Source organism: Flavobacterium sp. Root420, from assembly GCF_001427905.1.
In the GTDB taxonomy this organism is placed as follows: domain Bacteria; phylum Bacteroidota; class Bacteroidia; order Flavobacteriales; family Flavobacteriaceae; genus Flavobacterium.
On record NZ_LMEF01000030.1, the window covers coordinates 226,016 to 247,505 of the forward strand.

The 21,490-nt window shown below is 34.7% G+C and carries 25 protein-coding genes; 10 read left to right on the top strand and 15 right to left on the bottom strand.

Features of this window, described 5'->3' with window-relative positions; all coding sequences use genetic code 11:
• The first annotated feature begins 12 nt into the window (after positions 1–12).
• Entirely contained in the window at positions 13–1,566 is a 1,554-nt protein-coding gene (locus ASC72_RS18380) for a glycoside hydrolase family 32 protein (RefSeq protein WP_056194179.1), read from the top strand.
• Between the two features lie 23 nt (positions 1,567–1,589).
• Positions 1,590–2,495 (top strand): carbohydrate kinase family protein, encoded by a 906-nt coding sequence (locus ASC72_RS18385; RefSeq protein WP_056194182.1) that lies wholly within the window; start codon positions 1,590–1,592, stop codon positions 2,493–2,495.
• Positions 2,496–2,629: 134 nt separating this feature from the next.
• Here ASC72_RS18385 and ASC72_RS18390 read toward each other — a convergent pair whose 3' ends face one another.
• From ASC72_RS18390 to ASC72_RS18405, 4 genes are all read right to left on the bottom strand, one after another.
• Positions 2,630–3,502 carry a pirin family protein gene (locus tag ASC72_RS18390; protein WP_056194186.1) on the bottom strand — a complete coding sequence of 291 codons (873 nt, stop codon included), beginning with the start codon at positions 3,500–3,502 and terminating at the stop codon, positions 2,630–2,632.
• Positions 3,503–3,507: 5 nt separating this feature from the next.
• Entirely contained in the window at positions 3,508–3,870 is a 363-nt protein-coding gene (locus tag ASC72_RS18395; protein ID WP_056194545.1) for a DoxX family protein, read from the bottom strand.
• A gap of 147 nt (positions 3,871–4,017) precedes the next feature.
• Positions 4,018–4,908 carry an SDR family oxidoreductase gene (locus tag ASC72_RS18400; RefSeq protein WP_056194187.1) on the bottom strand — a complete coding sequence of 297 codons (891 nt, stop codon included), beginning with the start codon at positions 4,906–4,908 and terminating at the stop codon, positions 4,018–4,020.
• 24 nt (positions 4,909–4,932) lie between these two features.
• Positions 4,933–5,697, bottom strand: coding sequence for an MBL fold metallo-hydrolase (locus ASC72_RS18405; RefSeq protein WP_056194190.1), 765 nt, complete (start codon positions 5,695–5,697; stop codon positions 4,933–4,935).
• A 115-nt stretch (positions 5,698–5,812) separates the two neighbouring features.
• On the opposite strand from ASC72_RS18405, the gene ASC72_RS18410 reads away from it, so the two are divergent.
• Positions 5,813–6,145: a helix-turn-helix domain-containing protein gene (locus ASC72_RS18410; RefSeq protein ID WP_056194193.1), complete on the top strand. Its 333-nt coding sequence runs from the start codon at positions 5,813–5,815 to the stop codon at positions 6,143–6,145.
• Between the two features lie 193 nt (positions 6,146–6,338).
• Here the strand turns inward: ASC72_RS18410 and ASC72_RS18415 are convergent, their stop codons facing one another.
• A complete protein-coding gene (locus tag ASC72_RS18415; RefSeq protein ID WP_082564360.1) occupies positions 6,339–7,346 on the bottom strand; it encodes a zinc-dependent alcohol dehydrogenase family protein in 1,008 nt (335 codons plus the stop codon).
• 294 nt (positions 7,347–7,640) lie between these two features.
• Here ASC72_RS18415 and ASC72_RS18420 point away from each other — a divergent pair, with 294 nt between their 5' ends.
• The 3 genes from ASC72_RS18420 to ASC72_RS18430 all read left to right on the top strand — a co-directional run bounded on the left by ASC72_RS18420 (position 7,641) and on the right by ASC72_RS18430 (position 10,174).
• Positions 7,641–8,468 (top strand): AraC family transcriptional regulator, encoded by an 828-nt coding sequence (locus ASC72_RS18420; protein WP_056194194.1) that lies wholly within the window; start codon positions 7,641–7,643, stop codon positions 8,466–8,468.
• 91 nt (positions 8,469–8,559) lie between these two features.
• Complete coding sequence (locus ASC72_RS18425; protein WP_056194197.1) at positions 8,560–9,120, top strand: sugar O-acetyltransferase; 561 nt, start codon at positions 8,560–8,562, stop codon at positions 9,118–9,120.
• A 10-nt stretch (positions 9,121–9,130) separates the two neighbouring features.
• Positions 9,131–10,174, top strand: coding sequence for an alpha/beta hydrolase (locus ASC72_RS18430; RefSeq protein ID WP_056194200.1), 1,044 nt, complete (start codon positions 9,131–9,133; stop codon positions 10,172–10,174).
• A 68-nt stretch (positions 10,175–10,242) separates the two neighbouring features.
• On the opposite strand, the gene ASC72_RS18435 is transcribed toward ASC72_RS18430, so the two are convergent.
• From ASC72_RS18435 to ASC72_RS18480, 10 genes are all read right to left on the bottom strand, one after another.
• Positions 10,243–10,824, bottom strand: a complete 582-nt coding sequence (locus ASC72_RS18435) for a Crp/Fnr family transcriptional regulator (RefSeq protein ID WP_056194203.1) — start codon at positions 10,822–10,824, stop codon at positions 10,243–10,245.
• A gap of 46 nt (positions 10,825–10,870) precedes the next feature.
• On the bottom strand, positions 10,871–11,332 hold the full coding sequence (locus tag ASC72_RS18440; protein WP_241775754.1) for a nuclear transport factor 2 family protein: 462 nt from the start codon (positions 11,330–11,332) through the stop codon (positions 10,871–10,873).
• Positions 11,326–12,165 carry an MBL fold metallo-hydrolase gene (locus ASC72_RS18445; RefSeq protein ID WP_241775755.1) on the bottom strand — a complete coding sequence of 280 codons (840 nt, stop codon included), beginning with the start codon at positions 12,163–12,165 and terminating at the stop codon, positions 11,326–11,328. Before ASC72_RS18445 ends, ASC72_RS18440 begins: the two co-directional genes overlap by 7 nt.
• Positions 12,166–12,254: 89 nt before the next feature.
• Positions 12,255–12,968: an intradiol ring-cleavage dioxygenase gene (locus ASC72_RS18450; protein WP_056194208.1), complete on the bottom strand. Its 714-nt coding sequence runs from the start codon at positions 12,966–12,968 to the stop codon at positions 12,255–12,257.
• A gap of 57 nt (positions 12,969–13,025) precedes the next feature.
• Positions 13,026–13,502: an ester cyclase gene (locus tag ASC72_RS18455; RefSeq protein WP_056194211.1), complete on the bottom strand. Its 477-nt coding sequence runs from the start codon at positions 13,500–13,502 to the stop codon at positions 13,026–13,028.
• A gap of 66 nt (positions 13,503–13,568) precedes the next feature.
• Positions 13,569–14,198 carry a DsbA family protein gene (locus tag ASC72_RS18460; protein WP_241775756.1) on the bottom strand — a complete coding sequence of 210 codons (630 nt, stop codon included), beginning with the start codon at positions 14,196–14,198 and terminating at the stop codon, positions 13,569–13,571.
• A gap of 162 nt (positions 14,199–14,360) precedes the next feature.
• A complete protein-coding gene (locus ASC72_RS18465; protein WP_056194217.1) occupies positions 14,361–14,942 on the bottom strand; it encodes a Crp/Fnr family transcriptional regulator in 582 nt (193 codons plus the stop codon).
• 195 nt (positions 14,943–15,137) lie between these two features.
• The gene (locus ASC72_RS18470) at positions 15,138–16,034 is read right to left on the bottom strand and encodes an AraC family transcriptional regulator (RefSeq protein ID WP_056194220.1); all 897 of its coding nucleotides are present in this window, start codon (positions 16,032–16,034) and stop codon (positions 15,138–15,140) included.
• A gap of 50 nt (positions 16,035–16,084) precedes the next feature.
• Positions 16,085–16,378, bottom strand: a complete 294-nt coding sequence (locus tag ASC72_RS18475) for a putative quinol monooxygenase (RefSeq protein WP_056194223.1) — start codon at positions 16,376–16,378, stop codon at positions 16,085–16,087.
• Positions 16,379–16,464: 86 nt separating this feature from the next.
• A complete protein-coding gene (locus tag ASC72_RS18480; protein WP_056194226.1) occupies positions 16,465–17,253 on the bottom strand; it encodes an SDR family NAD(P)-dependent oxidoreductase in 789 nt (262 codons plus the stop codon).
• 194 nt (positions 17,254–17,447) lie between these two features.
• Here ASC72_RS18480 and ASC72_RS18485 point away from each other — a divergent pair, with 194 nt between their 5' ends.
• The 4 genes from ASC72_RS18485 (at position 17,448) to ASC72_RS18500 (ending at position 21,399) form a co-directional block, all read left to right on the top strand.
• Positions 17,448–18,431: an AraC family transcriptional regulator gene (locus tag ASC72_RS18485; protein ID WP_056194228.1), complete on the top strand. Its 984-nt coding sequence runs from the start codon at positions 17,448–17,450 to the stop codon at positions 18,429–18,431.
• Positions 18,432–18,546: 115 nt separating this feature from the next.
• Positions 18,547–19,620, top strand: coding sequence for an alkene reductase (locus tag ASC72_RS18490; protein ID WP_056194232.1), 1,074 nt, complete (start codon positions 18,547–18,549; stop codon positions 19,618–19,620).
• Positions 19,620–20,543 carry an NADP-dependent oxidoreductase gene (locus tag ASC72_RS18495; RefSeq protein WP_056194234.1) on the top strand — a complete coding sequence of 308 codons (924 nt, stop codon included), beginning with the start codon at positions 19,620–19,622 and terminating at the stop codon, positions 20,541–20,543. The genes ASC72_RS18490 and ASC72_RS18495 overlap by 1 nt, the downstream gene beginning before the upstream one ends.
• A 664-nt stretch (positions 20,544–21,207) precedes the next feature.
• Positions 21,208–21,399 carry a cold-shock protein gene (locus ASC72_RS18500; RefSeq protein WP_056194237.1) on the top strand — a complete coding sequence of 64 codons (192 nt, stop codon included), beginning with the start codon at positions 21,208–21,210 and terminating at the stop codon, positions 21,397–21,399.
• Positions 21,400–21,490: the final 91 nt, after the last annotated feature.

A 21,490-nucleotide genomic window follows, 5' to 3' on the forward strand; every position in this document is an offset into this window, starting at 1 on the left:
AATTCAATAAAAATGAAATATAGAAATATAATAACAATCGCTTCCATTTTCTTTTCGCTTGTTTCTTGTAGTCAGGACGATACATATATTGGAGGTTCTGTTTCAGGAGGCGAGTCTGAAATGACAAGCATCTATCCTGTGCCACCCTCACAATGGATGGGAACAAATGATCCCTATTATAGTGCCGGTTATACAGGTGATATAATGCCTTTTTTTGATAACGGAAAATTCCATATTTATTTTCTTCATGATGCGCAGAATAAACCTGCCGGAAAGGGTTTTCATGATATTCATGAATATATAAGTACAGATTTGGCTCATTTTACCTACGAAGGGCAAACAATTCCATTCGGAAAAACTGCTGATCCTGATTTTGCCATTGGCACAGGATCAGTTGTAAAAGTGGGTAATCTTTACTACTTTTATTACACCGGACACAATGAAACACCTGCTTTTGTGCAATCAAATGCAAGAGAAAGTGTGTTGTGTGCTACTAGTACTGATTTAAAAAATTGGACAAAAGTGCCATCGTTTAAAATCACTGCACCTGCCGGATATTATAATTATGATTTTAGAGATCCGCATGTATTTTACAATGATGAGCTGAAAAAGTATTCGATGTTGGTTAGTACACAAACTGAGCCGGGTAGAAAAGCAGTTTTATTGCATTTTACAAGTACAGATCCAGTTTCCGGAAAGTGGGATGTTCAAACGCCAATTTACACCACAACTCCGCAGGAAAATTATTTAATGATGGAATGTGCCGATATTTTTAAAATGGGAAGTTACTGGTATTTGATATTTTCTGAAAACTGGAGTGGGAATAAAGGAACACATTACAGAATGGCAACATCTATTAACGGGCCCTGGACAGCGCCAGAAAATGATCTAATTGACGGAGAATATTTTTATGCCGGAAAAACAGCTTCTGACGGAAATAAAAGATATGTTTTTGGATGGAATGCCAGAAAGACACCAGAAAATGATCTTGGAAATAAAGATTGGGCCGGAAATATGGTCATTCACGAGTTGATACAAAATCCGGATGGAACTTTAGGAACCCAGGCTCCTCAAAAAGTAAAAGATTTGTTTTCTAAAAACATAATTGCTGAGATTGATGCGGTTTCAGAAAATGTAAATATAACTTCAGGAAATTATACTTTATCCGGTGCAACAAATAAAGCATTGGCAACGTTTAAATCAATAGGCAAAAAAGCTAAGATAAAAGCGGAGGTTACTTTAGGAAATGCAAATGGTACTTCGGGATTTGTTTTTCATACCAATGATTCCGGAAGTTATTATAAGATTGTTTTTGATATAACGAAAGGAAAAATCATCGGATATAATTCTGCGTCACAGGAAGTAACCCGAATACCTTTTCAATTTCAAATAAATACAAAATATGCTGTTGAAATAATTACTGAGGGAAGCGTTGTCGTACTTTACATTAACGGAAAAGCGGCTTTGACGAACCGTATTTACGGAAGAGACAAGAATAAATGGGGATTAATTGCTGAAGGACAAAACACCGTAATTTCAAATCTTCAGATTTCGCAACCAGAATAACATTAATATAAAATAATTTTAGAATGAATAACGGAAAAAACCTTAAGGCAGTGGCCTATGGAGAGGTGCTTTGGGACGTTTTTGCCAATGAAAAAAAGATTGGCGGAGCACCGCTAAATGTAGCTTTGCGTATGAAAACATTAGGCTGTGATGTGGCCATGATTAGCTGTGTCGGAAATGATGAAGATGGCAAAGCGATTATCGATCAGGTAAAAAGTTTAGGACTTGAAACGAATGCTATTATGCAAACCGAAAATTTTGCAACCGGATTAGTAAACGTGACGCTGAATGAACGTGGTTCTGCAAGTTATGAAATCAATTATCCATCGGCTTGGGATAAGATTGTGTTGAACGATTTTGCCAAAAAAGTAGCTGCTGATGCGAATGTTTTAATTTACGGAAGTTTAGTTTGCAGGGATGAGGTATCAAGGCAATCTTTGGAAGAGTTGTTGCAAACACAGGCCTATAAGGTTTTTGATGTTAATTTAAGAAAGCCTCATTATTCATATGAAATTCTGGAACAATTAATGCATTCTGCCAATTTTATAAAATTCAATGATGAGGAATTATTAGAAATTAGCGCAGCTATGCAGTCGCCATTTACGGGTTTGGAAGACAATATGCACTTCATTGCAGAAAGAACCAAAGTAACCGCAATGTGTGTAACTAAAGGTAAGCACGGAGCATTATTAATGTGGGAAGGGAAAATTTATGAAAATGGTGGTTATCCCATTAAAGTTGCCGATACAGTAGGAGCAGGCGACTCATTTTTAGCAGCCCTAATAACATCTTTGCTGACTGGTAAATCTCCACAAACTGCTATTGACTTTGCTTGTGCAGTTGGGGCTTTAGTGGCAGGAGCACCGGGTGCCAATCCCGATATTTCGTATTCTAAAATTGAAAATATGATCCTTAAGGTAAAATTATAACATTTTAACTTTAAAAAGAAAATCCATTTGAATTTGAAATGCCTCCAAAATGCAGTAATTATTTGGAGGCATTTTTATTGGGACAAAAGTCACCTATAATACTTCTTATTGCCAATTCAGAATTTTTAATGCTGTCATTTTTTATTTAACAGATTAATTTTATCATATTTTCCGGCGTAAAAATCCTGATAAGCCTGAACTATTTCTTCCTGACTGCTCATTACAAATGGGCCTTCTGCTACAACAGGTTCTGTATATTCTTCGCCACCAAATAGCAGAATATCGATTGCAATTTGAGCCGTGTTTTTTATCTCTATTTCTCCTTCATTTCTGCCAAATTCTATAAATTCTCCAACTCCAAATTCGGTGTCGTTCAGAATTGCATTATGTGTGGTTAAAAAAGTAGCAACTTCCATTTTATCTGTTAGGCTGATAGAAAATTGTTTCCCTGCCTCCAATTGGATATGATACAAAAACTGCTCGGAATAATTAGGAATTTTCGAACTCAAATCTTCATAATTGCCAACAATCACTTTTATCCATCCGCTTTCGTCAGGCAATGCTTTTTTGGGTACTTCATTGGCCTGAATTGCTAAATGTGCTGGTTTTTCGGCTTTGTTTTTTGCAGGTAAATTAATCCAGAATTGAAAACCCTGAACCATCTTGCTGTCTGTTTCAGAATCATAATTCAAATTTCCATCGTGAACTATTCCTGTACCTGCTTTCATCCATTGAACGCCACCTGAATGTATTTTCGCATAATTCCCGGCACTATCAAAGTGTTCTTCTTCGCCTTGAAGAATATAAGTCAATGTAGCAATACCTCTATGTGGATGTGCGCCCATACCGTCTTTATTTATGATCTCCTTGACAGCAGGAGCTACATAATCCAGAAATACAAAAGGACCAACTTTATTAGCATACCGGTTTGGCAACATTCGATTGATAGTCAATGGCCCTAAATCGGCTCTATTCCCCTTTGTTGAAAAACTGATTTCCTTTTTCATTTTATTTACGCTTTAACTTTATTATAAAAGATATAAGAAACTCCCAGAATCACTACAAAAACAATAGGTGCAACCGCTACAGATATTGGGTCTCCGCTCGCTGTATGTGCAATGAATGCAGAAATGAATGCTAATGCAAATCCAAAATAAGCGAATGATTTAATTTTATCTGAAACCATTGGAAGTATCAAAACTAAAGCTCCTAAAATCTTTAGAATAGCCAGTTCAATTCTGAAATAATCAGGAAAACCCAAATGCAAGAATGCTGCTTTCATATCAGGATTGGTAAGATAACTGAATGCACTGAAAAGCATCATAAATGTGATAATTCCTGTTGTTGTCCAATAAATAATTTTGTCTTTGTTCATTTTTTCTAATTTTTGAGAGTTAATTTTTTGTTTATTTCTATGATGTAAAATTGCGTCGAAAACAACCCTCAAAACGATGCGATATGATAAAAAAAACCGTTGACATTTGTCAACGGTTTTAGGTTTGTACTGAATTAATTTATCAGTTTAAAAAAAATCCTTATTCTCCTTTGCCCAATGTTCCAGCGAAGTCATTTTTACAGGAAGTTTTTCTAAAATTTCACTCATATTGGGATTGAATTTTGGTGGATATTCAGTTGCGTTTTGAAGACTTTCATAATAAGATGTAACGCCAGCCGCTCCTGCTTCTCCCACAAATGGTTTTAATATATCGCCAAATTCTTTTGGAGGTTGTGGATAATATATTATTTTTTCGCCTACACCTTTAGAAAACTGTTCTGCCAAATCATTTCCACTTAGATTTTCCAGGCCACTAATTTGGAAAGTATCAGATTTTAACTCTGTGTTGTAAATAGCTTCCACTACAAAGGCGCTTACATCTCTGGAAGCTATCCAGCCTATAGGCATTGCTTCTGGTGTTGGATAAGCCAATTTCTTTTCGTTTTTTACAAAAGGGACACAAAATGGTCCCATCATATTTTCCATATAAATAGTAGGTTCAATGATTACGTAATTCAAACCACTATTTTTCAGATAATCTCTAATGTCCAATTTCACATCTTCACCGGGTATTCCTATTTTTTGCGGCGCTAACCATCCGCTGGTATTCCATACTATTTTATTGACACCATTTATTTTGGCGGCATCGATCACGTTTTTGGCATATTGCAGGCCGTCAAGCGGATTGGGTAGAGAAACAGGTATCATTAATGCTATCGCCTCGATGTTTTTAGTAATCTCCTGCATCTTAGCAGCATCACTCATATTTGCTAAAATTGGTGTAGCCCCCGCTTGTTTTAATTTTTCAAAACTAGTTTCTGAGCTTGTGGCAGCTATTATTTCTGCTCCTTTTTTTCGAGCCTCTCCTATAACATTGAATTGTTGTGAGCCAGTGGCTCCGAATACTAGAATTTTCATTTTCTTTTATTTTGATGTTGATAATTAAAAAGTGTAGGATTGCCCATCTTCAGGAACGTTCACTTTATCAGTTATTCCTTTTTCATTAAGAAATTCTTTCAAATCTTTCCTTGTAAGGGTATTGTGGTTCACTCCTTCCATATGGCTTACTACAATTGCAGCATTGGGAGAGGCTTTATGAACTTCATAAATATCTTTCTTATTCATTATTACCTGACCTCCAAAAGCAAATTGATTGTCGCCACCGTTCAAAATTATTATGTCGGGTTTATGTTGGTCTAAGGCTTCCTGAACTCCTTTGTACCAAACGGTATCTGCAGCTATGTACAAAGTTTTTTCTGTCGGATGTTTTAATACCAACCCGCAAACAAAACCTGCAATTTTCAGAATATACCCTTTACCGTGCTGGGCTTTGGTTTTACTGAGCTTAATTTCTCCAAAAGATGAGTTTTCAGTAAGAATTTCTACATTGGTAAATCCTGATTTTTCAATCTTTAATTTATCCCTTTCGTCTTGTACAAATATTTTGATTCCTTTGAGTAAAGTATTTGCAGCTTCTTTGTCCCAGTGGTCGTAATGCAAGTGACTCACAAAAACAAAGTCAACATCTTTTACAATTTCCTCCTTGGAAATAGGTAAATCGTACAATGGATTTTGTTTAAAACTCCATGTTTTTGATGGAATAAATGCTGGCAACGTTCCTTTGTCGGAAAGCATTGGATCCACCAAAATTTTCTTTCCTGCATATTCTATTATAATAGTGGCATTTCGTATTTGATGGATTTTCATTTTCTTATTGTTTTTATGACTAAAACTTGTACAAAATTAAACAAGTGCTTACTTTTGTACAAGTACTTACCCAATGGTTGGGTACTTACCAAATGGTTAGAATAATTGATTGTCAATGGAAAAAAACTTAAAAAAAATTCCGCCTTGTGATGAAAATTGTCCTGTAAAAGCATCTTTGAACCTGTTAAGCGGTAAGTGGACACTGATGATACTATTTCAAATCAACGACAAAGTAATGCGCTATGGTGAGCTAAAAAGGGCAGTTCCGGGCATTAGTGAAAAAATGCTGATACAAGAATTAAATATGCTTGTTGAAAATAAATTAGTCAGTAAAAAAGCTTATCCCGAAATTCCTCCCAAAGTAGAATATCGACTGACTAAACTAGGATTGAAGACATTACCAATTGTGGATCAATTAGCTCAATTTGGGTTAGAGAATTTAGTTTGAAATTACGGTCATAAAGTGGTAAATTGTACAGACAATGAATTTAGATCAGAGAAACATTTCAAAGACGGATAAACACGAACCACTAAAAGTAGTTTTGCGAAATTTGGTTTGAAGAAAAACCGTTGACATTTAATCAACGGTTTAAAAGCCATTAAAGTGACTGTAAAAAAATATTGGAAAAAAGTGATAGAAATTATATATTCACTACAATTTTACCAAATTGCTGATTGGACTCTAAATAGATGTGAGAGGCAACAATTTCGTCCAGATTAAAAATTTTATCAATAATTGGTTTCAATTTTCCTTCGCTTACACCTTTGTCAATAAAAGTTATGGCTTCTGTCAAAACATCCATATTACCTAAAACTTCTATCGCAGAATAACCTCTAATGGTTGGCGTTTTCATAAGAACATCAAATGCAGGAAAACTGGCTGGTTCGTGGCTCAACGCACCATAAACAAATACTTTTCCGTTTTCGGCAACTGAGCTTAAAAGGTTACTAAATTTAGCACCAACAACAGGATCTAAAATTAAATGAGCACCTACATTATTAGTAATTTTTAAAACTTCAGTTGCAATGTCTTCTTCTGATGTTACAATTACGTGAGATGCTCCCGCTTTTAATAATGCTTCTTTTTTCTTTAATGATGTAGTTAAGGCAATTGAAATTCCGCCAACATAATTTGTTATTTGAATAGCGGCAAGTCCAGCGCTGCTTGATGCAGCATTGATAACAACAAATTCACCTGCTTTTAATTTTCCGGAATTTACGATCATTCCGTACATTGTGGAGTAACTCGTCCACAAAGATGCTGCTTCATCATAAGATAAATTGGCTGGATATTTATGCACCGCATAAGCTGGCATTATAATATATTCTCCGTAAGAGGAATAGTTATGTAATGAAAACCCTGGTATAACATTTACAACATCACCCACTGCTAAATTAGAAACATCTGTACCTACCGCTTCAACAATTCCTGCTGCTTCATAGCCTAACTGGGCTGGGAAAACAGGATTTTCGATATACATTCCCTGACGGTACATAGCGTCGGCTCTGTTAATCCCAATTGATTTAACCTGAATTCTTACTTCCTGAGGCCCGGGATAAGACACTTCTACTTGTTCAACTTTTAATACTTCCGGAGTTCCAGCTTCGTGGAAAACTACTGTTTTAGACATTTTTGATAAATCACTCATTGTTTTATTTTTTATAATTTTTTAATTGATTTTGATAAGGCAAAGTTGCATCAAAGGCAAGCCTCGTTACAATGAGATATGATAAAAAAAACCGTTGACATATATCAACGGTTTCTATAATTTAAAGTTTAAAATGGAGTTTATTTCGTTCCTTGTTTTCTAATTCGGCTCTAGGTTTCTTTGGTAAAGTTCAACAATATGATTGAGCCTCAGAGAAAGATAAAATGAACCTTAGAGCAAAGAAAATCAGAAATATAAGTTTTACTTTTGTACGTTAGTAAAACAACAATAAAGATGGACTTGCAACAAGAAGATAAATTAAAAACATTAAGCTATTCAGGAATATTTCTTTCCTGCTTTGCTGATTATAGCGAAAAGTGTATTCACGCTACGCCTGAACATGTTTTGGTTTATTTGTACTCCGGCGAACAGATAATTGAAGACAGAAACAAAAAAATAAAACTCCAGGCGGGGGATTGTGCTTTTATTCGAAGAGACCATCGTTTGAGAATGTACAAAAACAGCAAAGGTGAAGATTTATACAAAGGTATTTCGTTAACGTTTAAGCGTAATGTATTGCGTGATTTTTACAGTAAAATGAATAAATCTGAAATTCCTTCAGCTGTAAAAATTTCTGATAAAACAGTCTTCAAGTTAGAACCAAGTCCTGCAATAGAAAGTTTATTTCAATCGCTTACGCCTTATTTTGACAGCAACATTAAACCAACGGAAGGCGTTACACATTTAAAATTATTGGAAGGAATTTATGCTTTACTAAACAGCAACGAACAACTTTATCCCATACTTTTTGACTTTGCAGAACCTTGGAAAATTGACCTCTTGGAATTCCTAAACACTAACTATATGGAAGAACTTTCGATGGAACAAATCGCTTCGTTTACAGGAAGAAGTTTGGCAACTTTCAAAAGAGATTTTAAGAAAGTAAGCAACCTCACGCCACAAAAATGGCTGATAAAAAAACGCTTGGAAATGGCTTATATCAAACTTAAAGAAGAAAACAAAAAAATACAAGATGTTTATATGGAAGTTGGTTTTAAAAACCCTTCTCATTTCTCAACGGCATTTAAAAAACAATACGGAATTCCACCAACAGAAGTTTAATATTGAGCTTCTCAGAAAGATTCTTTGAGCCTCGCAGTAAAGTCACTGCGAGGCTTTGTGTTTAATTTTGCATTGTAAATCTTAATAGACAATGCAAACAACAACGATATTCGAGCGGTTAAAAAAAGGAGAAATTATTTCGCCTACCGACAATGACGCCTATAAAATGCGTGAAGCTTCCTTTGCTACAAAGAAATTATTGATTGAGATGAATAATGCATCGAACCCTGTTGAAATCAGGAATTTTTTAAGCCAAATTACTGAGACTGAAATCGATGAAAGTGTAACTGTATTTACACCACTACAGATCAATTATGGAAAACATACAAGAATTGGCAAAAATGTTTTCATCAACTTTGATTGTGTTTTTCTTGATTTTGGTGGAATTACGATAGAAGACAATGTATTGATAGCACCGAAAGTAAGTTTGCTAACCGAAGGGCATCCAATCGCCATCGAAGACCGACATTCTTTAATTCCAAAACCAATCCATATTAAAAAAAATGCCTGGATTGGTGCAAATGCAACCATTTTACAAGGTGTCACTATCGGCGAAAATGCTATCGTGGCATCGGGTTCGGTCGTTTCAAAAGATGTTCCTGACAATACTATCGTAGGCGGGATTCCTGCGAAAATTTTAAAAACAATTTAATTTAATAAAAATGAAAAAAACTTTGGTAATCGCAATGATGCTTCTTTTAACAAGACAAGCATTTGCACAAGACAAAAAATCTAAATTAAAAAAAATGGAAACAACAGAACATTATACATTCAAATTAAGCGATAAAGTTACACGTCAAAAAGTAACCTTTAAAAATCGTTACGGAATTACATTAAGTGGAGATTTATATCTTCCAAAAAATACAGGAACAGAAAAATTATCCGCATTAGCAATCGGCGGACCTTTTGGAGCAGTGAAACAGCAATCATCAGGATTATATGCCAATCAAATGGCAGAAAGAGGTTTTGCTGTTGTGGCGTTTGACCCATCTTACACAGGAGAAAGTGGTGGGGAACCAAGGAACGTAGCCTCGCCAGAAATCAATACCGAAGATTTTAGCGCTGCAGTTGACTTTTTAGGATTGCAGAAAAACGTTGACAGAAGCAAAATAGGTATCATCGGAATTTGTGGTTTTGGAGGTTTTGCTTTAAATGCAACTGTCGTTGATAAACGAGTGAAAGCCGTTGCTACAACTAGTTTGTATGATATGACCAGAGTAATGTCGAAAGGTTACAACGATGCTGTTACACTAGAACAACGTACCAAAACCCTGGAAAGTTTGAGCCTGCAACGTTGGAAAGATGCTGAAAATGGAAAACCGGCAGACGGTCCAAGAAATTTACCTGAAAAATTGAAAGGCGACGAGCCACAATTTATAAAAGAATATTTTGATTATTACAGAACGCCGCGTGGCTTTCATCCCAATTCTGTAAACTCAAACGGAGGCTGGTTAATTACCAATCCAATATCCTTTATGAATATGCCAATTCTGACTTATGTGAAAGAAATTTCCCCAAGACCAATGCTATTGATCGCAGGAGAAAATGCACATTCAAGATATTTTAGTGAAGATATTTTTAAAGTTGCGGCTGAACCAAAAGAACTAATTATTATTCCAAATACAGTTCACGTGGATTTGTATGATAAAGTGGATGTGATTCCTTTTGATAAATTAGATGCTTTTTTTAAAGAACATTTGAAATAAAAATTAGATTCAAAAAAACCGTTGACATTCATCAACGGTTTTTGTATTTATAACTTGAAAAATAGAGTTTATTTCGTTCCTTGTTTTCTAATTCGGCTCAATGTTTCTTTGGTAATTCCTAAATAAGAAGCAATAAGATGCTGTGGAAAACGTTGAATAAATTGCGGATGATGAGTAGCAAATTCTTCATAGCGTTTTTCTGCAGCATTACTGATAGTAGAGCTTAATCTGCGTTGGTTGGCAATGGCATTTCTTTCATCCATTAAACGTATCATTTGCACCAATGCAGGTATTTTGTCCATCAAATCCAGCATTTCAGCTCTTGTAATAATGAGAAGTTCAGTATTTTCCCAAGCATCAATATTGTATTTGGATGGAGTTAGCATCGTTGAGCTTTCACGATCATTTGCCCAATAGTTTTCAATGAATAAATGTACAATATATTCTGTACCTTTATCATCAACACTGTATTGGCGCATAGCTCCTTTTACAATAAAACCAGCATATTTACATACATCACCTTCCTGTAAAAAGTATTGTTTTTTTCGTAGCTTTTTAGGTTGAAAAGTAGCAACAATTAAGGCTTGCTCTTCACTTGTAAGCGGTAAACTTGCATATTGGCTGATATAGGCTATTAATTTTTCGTGCATTAGTTTGATAATTCATTAAAACAATGCAAGGTATAAAAAAAGGGCTTTATTTCACAGCATCATTTACAGTCTGGCTATCTACAAACTGTTCAAAACTGATAATTTTGCTTTCTTTTAATTTCCAAACGTGAGCCACTCTGGCGGTGAATGATTTACCTGTAATTTTATAAGTTCCAGTGTAAGTTCCGTAAGCGACTACTTTATCATCACTGGCAACGTAATCTTCCGGAGTAAATTTATAATCTATCCATTCACTTCCCAATCGGCTAAATACATTTTTAGTTATATTTTCTAAACCAATGTAAGTTCCTGCGTAGGGAAAGCCTTTTGCTTCTGTCCACGAAATATCTTCAACAACATATTTAGCGAGATTTTGACCATTTTCTTCCGAAGTTTTTCCTTCGTAAGTGCTTTTAACTATTTCAAGATTTGTCATTGTCTTTTTATTTAAAGAACAGCCTGACAAGGCTAAAAGTGCTGTCAGGCTGTAAATGATTGATTTTACCATTTCATTTCTCCAGTATTTACTTTTGCACCAATCATTAAGGCAGTTTCAAAAGTAAGTGTTGGATATTTTGTTTTCAAAGCTGTAATTAAATCTTCAGATGTTTTATTGGTTTTCAAAGCTTCTTCGTAGAATTGAATGTAACTTTTAGTGTGATTTACAGCAGTTATATCAAATGGAGAATTTGAATTGGCGTGAGCCGGAATTACAATTTCAGGTTTTAAAGTTGAGATTTTATCTAAAACTGCAATCCAGCTTTTACGGGCTTCTGTAGTTTGCGCATCTGCCATCCATAGATGAAACGTTGTTCCAAAAATATTGATTCCGCCTACAACTGCTTTGATAGAAGGAATCCATACAAAAGTCTTATTCGGAAATTCTTCCAAACCGATAATTTGTAATTTCTGACCTTCCAATTCAATACTATTTCCTTTTAAAACCTGAGGTAAAATTACATTTGACGTAATGTTTTTGCCTAATCTTTCACCCCAAACTTCTAATTTCTTTTGAGCTGTAGTTTTTATATGTTCTACTGTTGCAGGAGAAGCGTAAGCAGTAACTTCAGGAAAATATTTTTTGAATACTTCCAGTCCGAAATAAAAATCAGGATCACCATGAGAAACAAAAATGGTGGTCAATTTTTTACCACTTGCTTTAATTTCCTGTGCTACTTTTTCGGCATCCGCCAAAGTAAATTGTGCATCAATCAAAACCGCATCTGTTTTTCCTGATACAATTACCGATGCTACACCAAAACTATTTTCAGATGCGTTGTAAACTTCTAGTTTTAAATTTTTAGTTTCAATTGTTTTGAAACTTTGTGCTTGTGATTCCATATTAAATAAAGTTAAGATTGTTAAAAGTATTGTTGAGATGCTGTTTTTATTCATGACTTTTATTTGTTTTATATTGATAAATTTTTGATTTATCCCACGGTAATTTTTTTCAAAAGTGTATACCCGTCAACAGTATTCCCTGTAACACTATCTGACATGTTTCTGCTTAAACTATCTGAAAAGATACTGTCTTGTGTGTTAGATCTGTCGGGAGCACCATTATAGCCATTAGTTGCATAAACCTCAGAATAGACTGAAACTGGAAAAGCAATTTGTGTTACTAAAAGAGAAGTGCCACTCGTTGTGAGGACCTCAACATGGATGTGGGGTGCCCTGCCCGGATACCATCCCGGAAAAATACTGATGAAAGATACTTGTCCATTAGCATTTGTGGTTTGTCTCCCGCGAAGAAAGTTCTGGTTGCTATAATTAGTAGATTGCAATTGATTCCCGCCATATTGGGAATAATTACCCTCTTTATCACATTGCCAAACATCTACGAATACTCCTTCAAGAGGTGTACAGCCATTGCTTTGGTCTTGTATGGTCAGGGTCATTAAAAGCGGAACGCCTATTCTGTCTCCAATAATACTGGCCCTGACATATTGTGCAGGAGTAAGGATAGGAAAAGGTCCCACGGTTTCTGTTGGGGAAATCGCACAATCATTTGAGTTATTGCTGCCATCATTTGGAGGAGTGGTTACACCGTCATTGTCCTTTGAGCATGAGCTGATTGCGGTAGGTAAAGCTACAATTGCCCCCAAGCCGAAGAAACTATTTTTTAGAAATTTTTTTCTGTCCATTACTTTATTTTTTAACAATAATTTATAAAGGTTTTCAATTTCTTAGATTACCATTATCTAAAACATCGGATGTGGATTTGCAGAAGTCTCAGGAGCATCCTGAATAACATCCCAATGCTCTACTATTTGGTTATTTTCTACTCTAAAAATTTCTACAATGGCTTGATACTTTCCATCTGGCGTAGGGCTTTTGACGTGCAGAATAACCAAGTTTCCTTCGGCAACTGATTTACGTACATCCACTGTTGTTTTTGGGCTACCTGCAATCCATTGTGCTGCCATTGTCTTTAAAGCCTCTCTGCCATCTGCAACCTGCGGATTGTGCTGTATGTAATTTGTAACAATGTACTCATCAATAGCAGAAATATCTTTATCGCCAAATAATCTCTGGTAGAATTTTAACACCAATTGCTTATTACTTTCTTCTTGCTGTAAGTTTCTGGTTGAAGATACGGACTTGCCATCATTTGAGCAGCCTGCTATAAAAATGGAAATACTGATAATAGCACAAAGTGCTGTAATAATTTTTTTCATTTTTTTTCATTTTAAATTTAAAGTATAATACAAATATGAAGCTAACTAATGCCTAAATCCATTAAACTAGTTTAATAAATCTAATGTATCAATCTGTTCTGTAATAGTTTCAAAAGCAGCATAACCATGTTCTAAAAGATAGATTTTACCTTCTTTTTCTGCCACGAGCGTAGGATAGGAGCTGGCGTATTTTTGTGTTAAAGCGAAGGTTTCCACAGTTTCTTTTTTAATGGTTTCAGAATGAAATGTTTTTTGAAACTCTTCTTTATTCAATCCCAGCTTTTCACAAATACTAAGATAAGTTTCATCACTATTGAGGTCTTTTCCGTACCAATATCTCGCTTTTTGCACTTCAATAGTGAACGGGATGGATTGTGATTTCCATAATTTCTTTACGCTGACAATGGCTCTTGATGGTACTTCGCTATCCAAAACAATATTTTCATTTTCGATAAACTCAAAATAAGCTTTACCAAATTCAGTTCCTGTGGTTTGCTGTACTTGTAGATCGTGTTTTTTGATGAATTGTGCCATTTGTTTCGATTGTGTACGAGCATTTGTGCCAATCCACATTCCGGCAGGCAAAATTTCGAAATCAATCAGGTCTTTATATTTTTCGTATAGTTTTTGTGTATTTGTGCTGTTCCCATAACACCAGCCACAAAGCGGATCCATTACATAAATTAGTTTACTCATTATATTGTGTTTTTTGTATCATAACCGCCCTTAAGGTGAACGGATGAAATAATAATAATCTTTGATTTACTTAGCGTTTTGATTACTAGTGTAGTACTATGCAAAGATGATATCAAAAAAGATATAAAAACATTAAACTAGTTTAATAAATAAAGGGAAATCTTATTTTTTCACGGCAATTTTCTTTCGAATATTACTCAAAAAAACATTGGTAATTCCCAAATAGGCAGCTATTTGGATATTAGAAAGTCGTTGGATAAGCTGTGGGTATTTTTCTGTAAATTCGATATAACGGGAATCTGCTGTTTTACTCAAATTATCAATCATTCTGCGTTGAAGTGCAACGTGCGTTTTTTGTGTCATTACCCGAAATAGCTTTTCAATTTTAGGCAAATTAGCATAGGCAAACTCCTTATTATTTTTAGAAATTAAAAGCACTTCGCTGTCTTCAAGTGCTTCTATGAAAAGTTGTGAAGGGATTTCAGTAGTAAAACTGTCAATATCAGTAATCCACCAATTTTCAATAGCAAAATAGAGTATTTGTTCAAAACCATTTTTGTCAATATGATAAACCCGAAAAAGCCCTTTGGTAACAAAACCTTCAAATTTGCAAATCTCGCCTTCTCTGAGTAAAAAGCTCTTTTTTGAGATTAACTTTTGTTCAAATAAATTGCAAAATTCTTCTGTTTCATTTTCTGAAAGAGAAATATGTTGAGCGATATTTTGTTTTAAAAGTGCTTTCATATAACAATATGCAAAAGTGCTGGTAAAGTATTTTTTTTAGCTTCGCTAAGGTACATAAATATATTACTGATTTAATCGTTATACAATCAGCCAAAAGCTTTAAATCTTCCAGTAAAAGGTTCGTTTTATGTCATTAGCTTCACATGCAAAAAAGCTGCTGAATGGAGTGGCTTTTTTGCATGTGAGATTTGCATATTAATTCAAAAATTGTTCCCGGTATTCTGTTGGAGTTAATCCTACTTCTTTTTTAAATAATCTGGAAAAATAGGGTGGATTCTCAAAACCTAATTGATAGGCCGTTTCTGCTACTGTATTGTCAGTGCTTACCAACAGATTTTTTGCCTCTGTAACCAGAGAAATATGGATGTGTTCTAAAGCTGTTTTGCCAGTTTCCTGTTTAAGTAAATCACTGAGATATCTTGCTGATAGCGATAACTTTGATGCCATATATTTTACGGTTGGCAATCCTTCTTTTTGAAGTTTTCCACTTTCAAAATAAAATTTAAGAATCTCAGTAAACCTGGTAATTATTGTTCCTGATAATGAGGTTCTGTTTAGAAATTGTCGCTTGTAATAGCGTTGCGAATATTTTAGAATCGAATCAATATGGGTTAGCATAATATCTTTACTGAAGTCATCCTGGTTATTATAATATTCCAACTTTATTTTATAGAACAAATCCCAGATAGTTTCCTCTTCTTTTGGGGATAAGTGCAGCGCTTCATTCACTTCATAGTCAAAAAAACCATATTTTTTTATTTCTGAATAAAGATTGGTATTCATTAAAAAATCTTCATCAATATAAATCATAAAACCTTTCTCGGCTAGCTCAATATCACTCATGCTTATTTTCTGACCGGGTTTTACAAATGCCATCGAACCATTATCATGATCGTACTTCGTTTTTCCGTATAAAATGGTACCGGATTTTACTTTTTTTAAAGCTATTTTATAAAAATCCATCGTGAATTCTGTTTCAGCAAATGTGCATCCTTGTAGCTCTTCAAAAGTTACCAAACCCAGCAAAGGATTTTCTGGTGGCGGAAATCCATTGGAAGTATAGAGTTCACTTATCGTTTTGTAATTTTTCATACTTTACAGTTTTATACATCATAAATCTACGTTTAAAAGTTTATCATTACTTAAATTTCTTCAAGATAAGTTACTTCTGGTGCGGCAATTAGTTTTCCATTTAAAAAAGCAAAAAAACTTTTCACATAATCTTGCTCCAGATGCCAGTCATAAATTTGTTTTGAAGTATAAATAGCAAAAATTACCAGCGTATTTGGTTCTTCGCTTTTTCTCATCAAAACAAAACTTTCGCATCCTTCTTCAAGTAGGATATGATTTCTGGTTTCAATTGCAAGAGGAAGTACTTCATTAATAAATTCAGGATCAACTTTAAGTGTGGCGCTTGTTATAATTTTAGTTTTCATTTTTCTTGTTTTTAAATATAATTTGGAATGCTAACAATCTTGAAAACATTCCAACTATAGATTAATTTACTCTTTATCAGAATTATTTATTTGATGCTTTTTAGTATCGAATTTTCAAACATTTTCGGTGCAAAATGCTGTAGAAATACGATCATACCAGACATTTTTCCAACCGGATTGCTGAATTTTGGTTCTTTTGTGCCAATTAATTTAGTTATAATTTTAGCTACGGCATCTGGCGATTCAGCTTCGTCCAATCCTTTTTGAGTAGCTGCGTTTACTTTTTTTCTATAAATATTGTAATCTGGAATACTTCCTGTTGAAGAAATTGCATTATGGCCAAGATTTGTTTTAAACCATACAGGCTCTACTACGCTTACTTTTATATTGAATTGATCCAGCTCAAAACGCAATGATTTGAAGTATCCTTCTACTGCATGTTTCGAAGCAGAATAGTAGGATAAATTTGGAGGCCCGATCAAACCAACAATAGAGCTTACCGTAATAATTTGTCCAAATTTTTGTTTTCTAAAATAGGGTAGTAATGCATTTGTGACTTTAACAGTTCCCCAAAAGTTAGTCTCAAATTGTTTTCTTGCTACATCGATAGGAGTTTCCTCTGCGATACCAGTTACCATAAACCCTGCATTGTTAACTAAAACATCTAATTGTCTGGTTTCTTTTGCTAGTTTTTCTATAAACTCATTAATCGAATTATCGTCATCAATATCCAAACGCATTAATTTAAATGGAACTTTGTATTTCTCCGGTTCGCGACTTGTTCCAATTATTGTAAAGCCTTTTTTATGAAGGTCGTTTGCCAGCATCAATCCAAAACCTGATGATGCTCCTGTGATTAAAATTGTTTTGCTCATTTTTTTTATTTCTTTATGTGATTAATAATGAGGCAAATTTAGAGTAGGAGTCATTGTTACTACTTATACAAAAGTCGGAAGACGTGATACATTTTTACAATTTGTTTTTTGTTAATCACTCCAATTATAAAATGAGTTATAAAGAGTAAAATATAATTATTTGCATTAATTTAGTATTCTCTATAGCTTACCTAATGATTTTTGAATTTACATCAGCACCTGGTTTTGACTTTATAACTTTGTTTTCAAAACAAATAAATGTTCCTGTGCGAGATAATGTATTGGAAATTCCTGCAAGCCTGGGCGAAGGTTATGTGCGTAAAGTTGGGTTTGGAGATGATTTTAAATTAACAATTCATCGGTATATATTAAAGGAGGATTTAATTCTTAAACGTAATCCGGCCATACAGTCTAATAACGTGCGTACCATTTTCTTTTATAGTAATAAAGAAGATTTTGAGGTTAAATGCAATAACGAGGAAAATATCCCATTTTTTCAAAAGAATGATTCTTCTATAATTCTTTCGACAAATGATTTGCGAACAGAAATTCGTTTTCCTGCCGGAAGCAATATTCAGTATGTTGTAGTGGGTATTACTGCCAGCAGATTGCATTCGGTTTTATCTATAGAAAAACCTAATAGCACAATACAAACCATTACTGCCGAAGATGCTTCTTTTCTTTTTTTCGAAAATTTGGACCCTGAAATGCAGTTGCTTCTTAAAAATATTGTATCGGTCGACATGAATAATTCTATGAATAATTTTTATGTACAAATTAAGGTGCAGGAATTAATGTATTTACTTTTTAGTAAATTATCGCTTAGGGAGAACACGACTTTTAAGAATATAAATAGTAACGATGCACAAAAACTTTTGGTCATTCGCAACGAAATACTGAACGATCTCAGTACTCCGCCGGTTCTAAATGAATTAGCCAGTATAGCTTCTATGAGCGAAACGAAACTTAAGCAACTCTTCAAACAGACATTTGGAGATACAATCTATAATTATTATCAAAAGGCGAGGATGGAAGAAGCTGCTTTTTTGTTGAAACAGGCTAAACATTCCGTTTCTGAGGTGGGCTATGAGTTGGGGTTTTCAAACCTTAGCCACTTCAGCAGATTATTTGAAAAACAGTACGGCATTACGCCTAAGAAATTCTCTTACGCTGTATAGTTTTACTTTAAGTTTTAAAATTGTAATTGTCGGATAGGACTATTCTTGTGTCTTTTTCGGTTATTTTGCCCACTTGTTAACTTCTAAATTTGTTCCTATAATTAAATATGACAAAATGAAAAAGTTACTAACGCCTTTTGAAAAAGGCTCCCTGAAATTTAAAAATCATCTGGTGATGGCACCGATGACCCGAAGCAGAGCTATAGGCAATCTTCCAAATGAACTAATGGCAAACTATTATGCACAACGCTCTGGTGCTGGTTTGATTATTACAGAAGGTACTTCACCAAGTCCTGAAGGGCTGGGTTATCCACGTATCCCCGGAATCTATTCAGAAGCTCAGGTTGTGGGCTGGAAAAAAGTCACAGCTGCAGTGCACCAAAACGGATCAAAGATTTTCCTGCAGCTCATGCATACCGGACGTATTGCCAACGTTGCCAACCTACCTGACGGAATTCAGCCTGTAGGACCCTCAGATATTAAGGCGGCCGGTGAAATTTTTACTGATTCGCTTGGTATGCAGGAACACTCAGTTCCGGTAGCGCTTAGTTTAGATGGAATTACCCGCGTTATTGCCGATTTTGTAAATGCGTCCAAAAATGCAATCCTTGCGGGTTTTGATGGGGTAGAGCTTCACGGTGCCAATGGATATCTGCTGGAACAATTCTTAAACCCCAATGCGAATAACAGGACTGATCTTTACGGAGGCAACCTTGTAAACAGAAGCCGACTCATTTTAGAGATTACCGAAGCAATTGCAACAGCTATTGGCCCGAATAAAGTCGGAATTCGTTTTTCTCCGTTTTCTCAATTAAGCGATCAGGGGGCTTATGATACAGAAGAAGTGCATCAAACCTATACTTATCTAAGCAGTGAATTGGATAAAGTAGGGATTGCTTATATCCATCTTTCAACCAATCCTGAAATTCCCGAAAAAACATATAAGGCAATCCGTGCAGTATTTACTAACACTATCATAATCTGTAATGGACTGACTCCTGAAACAGCAGAAGAAAAGCTGTTAGACAATTCTGCAGACCTTGTTGCCTTTGGACGAGGATTCCTTGCCAATCCCGATTTTATTAGCCGTATCGAAAAAAACGTCCCCCTCAATGATATAGACTACGGCACATTGTATTCTCCGGATGAAGTAGGTTATACCGATTATTCACTTTATACTTCAAAATAATGAAAGCAATTCAATACAAAGATTATGGAAGTTCAGCTGTGATTGAACTCGTGGATATTTCGATACCATTGATCCAGAATGAAAATGATGTTCTAATTCAGGTTAAGGCAGCAGGAGTGAATCCGATCGATATGAAAATACGAATGGGGTTTATGAAAGAGATTCGCCCTGTTGAAATGCCTTTTATACCGGGCGGTGAAGCGGCGGGAATAATTGTTGCCGTTGGCGCGGGCGTATCCAAATTTAAAGTTGGTGATGAAGTCATTGCTCTTACTATGAAAAATGCTTATGCGCAATATGTTACTGCAAACGAAAATTTTGTTTTACCCAAACCGAAAGGTCTGTCATTCGAAGAAGCAGCTTCAATTGTTGTTACTATAGGATCTGCACAATCGGTATTATTTACAGAAGGAAAATTAGAAAAAGACCAAAAAGTATTAATTCAGGGCGGTGCTGGCGCAGTTGGAGGCGTTATGGTACAAATGGCAAAAGCTGCGGGCGCATACGTTATTGCAACTGCATCTGGAGAAGGTGTGGCTTTGGCAAAAAAACTTGGTGCCGACGAAGTGATTGATTATAAATTACAGGATGTGACCAATATTGTCAGAGATATTGATTTAGTCGCAGATACTGCTGGAGGCGAAACTCAGGAAAAGCTTTTTCAGGTTTTAAAGCCCGGTGGTAAACTATTGAGTATCGCCACACCACCATCACAGGAGATGGCAGTTCAATACAATGCGAAAGCCTCTTTCGTAGTTTCAGACATATCATCAAAAACCTTACAAAATGGAATTGATCTGATAGAAGCTGGGAAATTTCAGATAATTGTTTCCAAAACATTTAAGCTTGAAGAAGCGGCTATAGCCCAGGATTATTTAACTGCTGGCGGAGTAAATGGTAAAGTTGTTTTGGTTGTAGGTTGATCTAGGGTAGGTATTAAGGTTTATTTAAAATAATAAAATGGAAAACCCGCCAGATACAGTTATGTAAATGACGGGCTGTCCATAAACATAATCTTCCATTTTATGTTTACTTAAAATCTTTGGTGATGCATTACTTTACTGCATTATATCATTTCATAACTTTTAGTATATGAAGATCTTCTTTATTAAATTTTTTGAAAAAGCGGTTGTAATATACTTAAATTATTGCTAAAAATAGTGTTCTGCTAGTACCAGAAGTGATTTAGAGCAAATAAGTTTCAACTTGCAATATTCAAAGATGAATTTTAATCAAAGGATATTTTTATATTTTTTGACACCGGCAATTATATAATTCCCAGTCCTAATTTTCGGAAAGTTAAAAAATATAAATTATTGATGAATGTGCTAAGAAAATTATATAGAAAGATAAGTTGTATTCTCTTGATTATGAATCTATTTTTATTAGTATATTCAAGGTTTTTGTCATATAAGTCGTATGTAAAAAGGTGACAGAAAATCTATTTTTCAATATATTAGGAGGCAAATTTCTACTATAAGTTAAAAAAGAATAGGAGCATACTTAAAAATATTTAAATATAAGTTATTCTTTTTCAGTGTTATAATGTTAAAAGTCTTACATTTGTAGATAATAAATAATTATAAGATGCAAGAAGGTACAGTAAAATTCTTTAATGAAGAAAAAGGTTTTGGGTTTATAACACCAAAGAATGGCGGAAGTGAAATTTTTGTTCACGTTTCGGGTTTGTCAGAAAATATTCGTGAGAACGATGAAGTACGTTACGACGTAGCAGAAGGAAAAAAAGGTCCTAATGCAGTAAATGTAGTTGTAGCTTAACATTCTACAAGAAAGAATATAAAGCACCTGCCCATAGCAGGTGCTTTTTTTTATCACTTATTCTTAATTTTAGTTTGTTTGGATAAAAAAC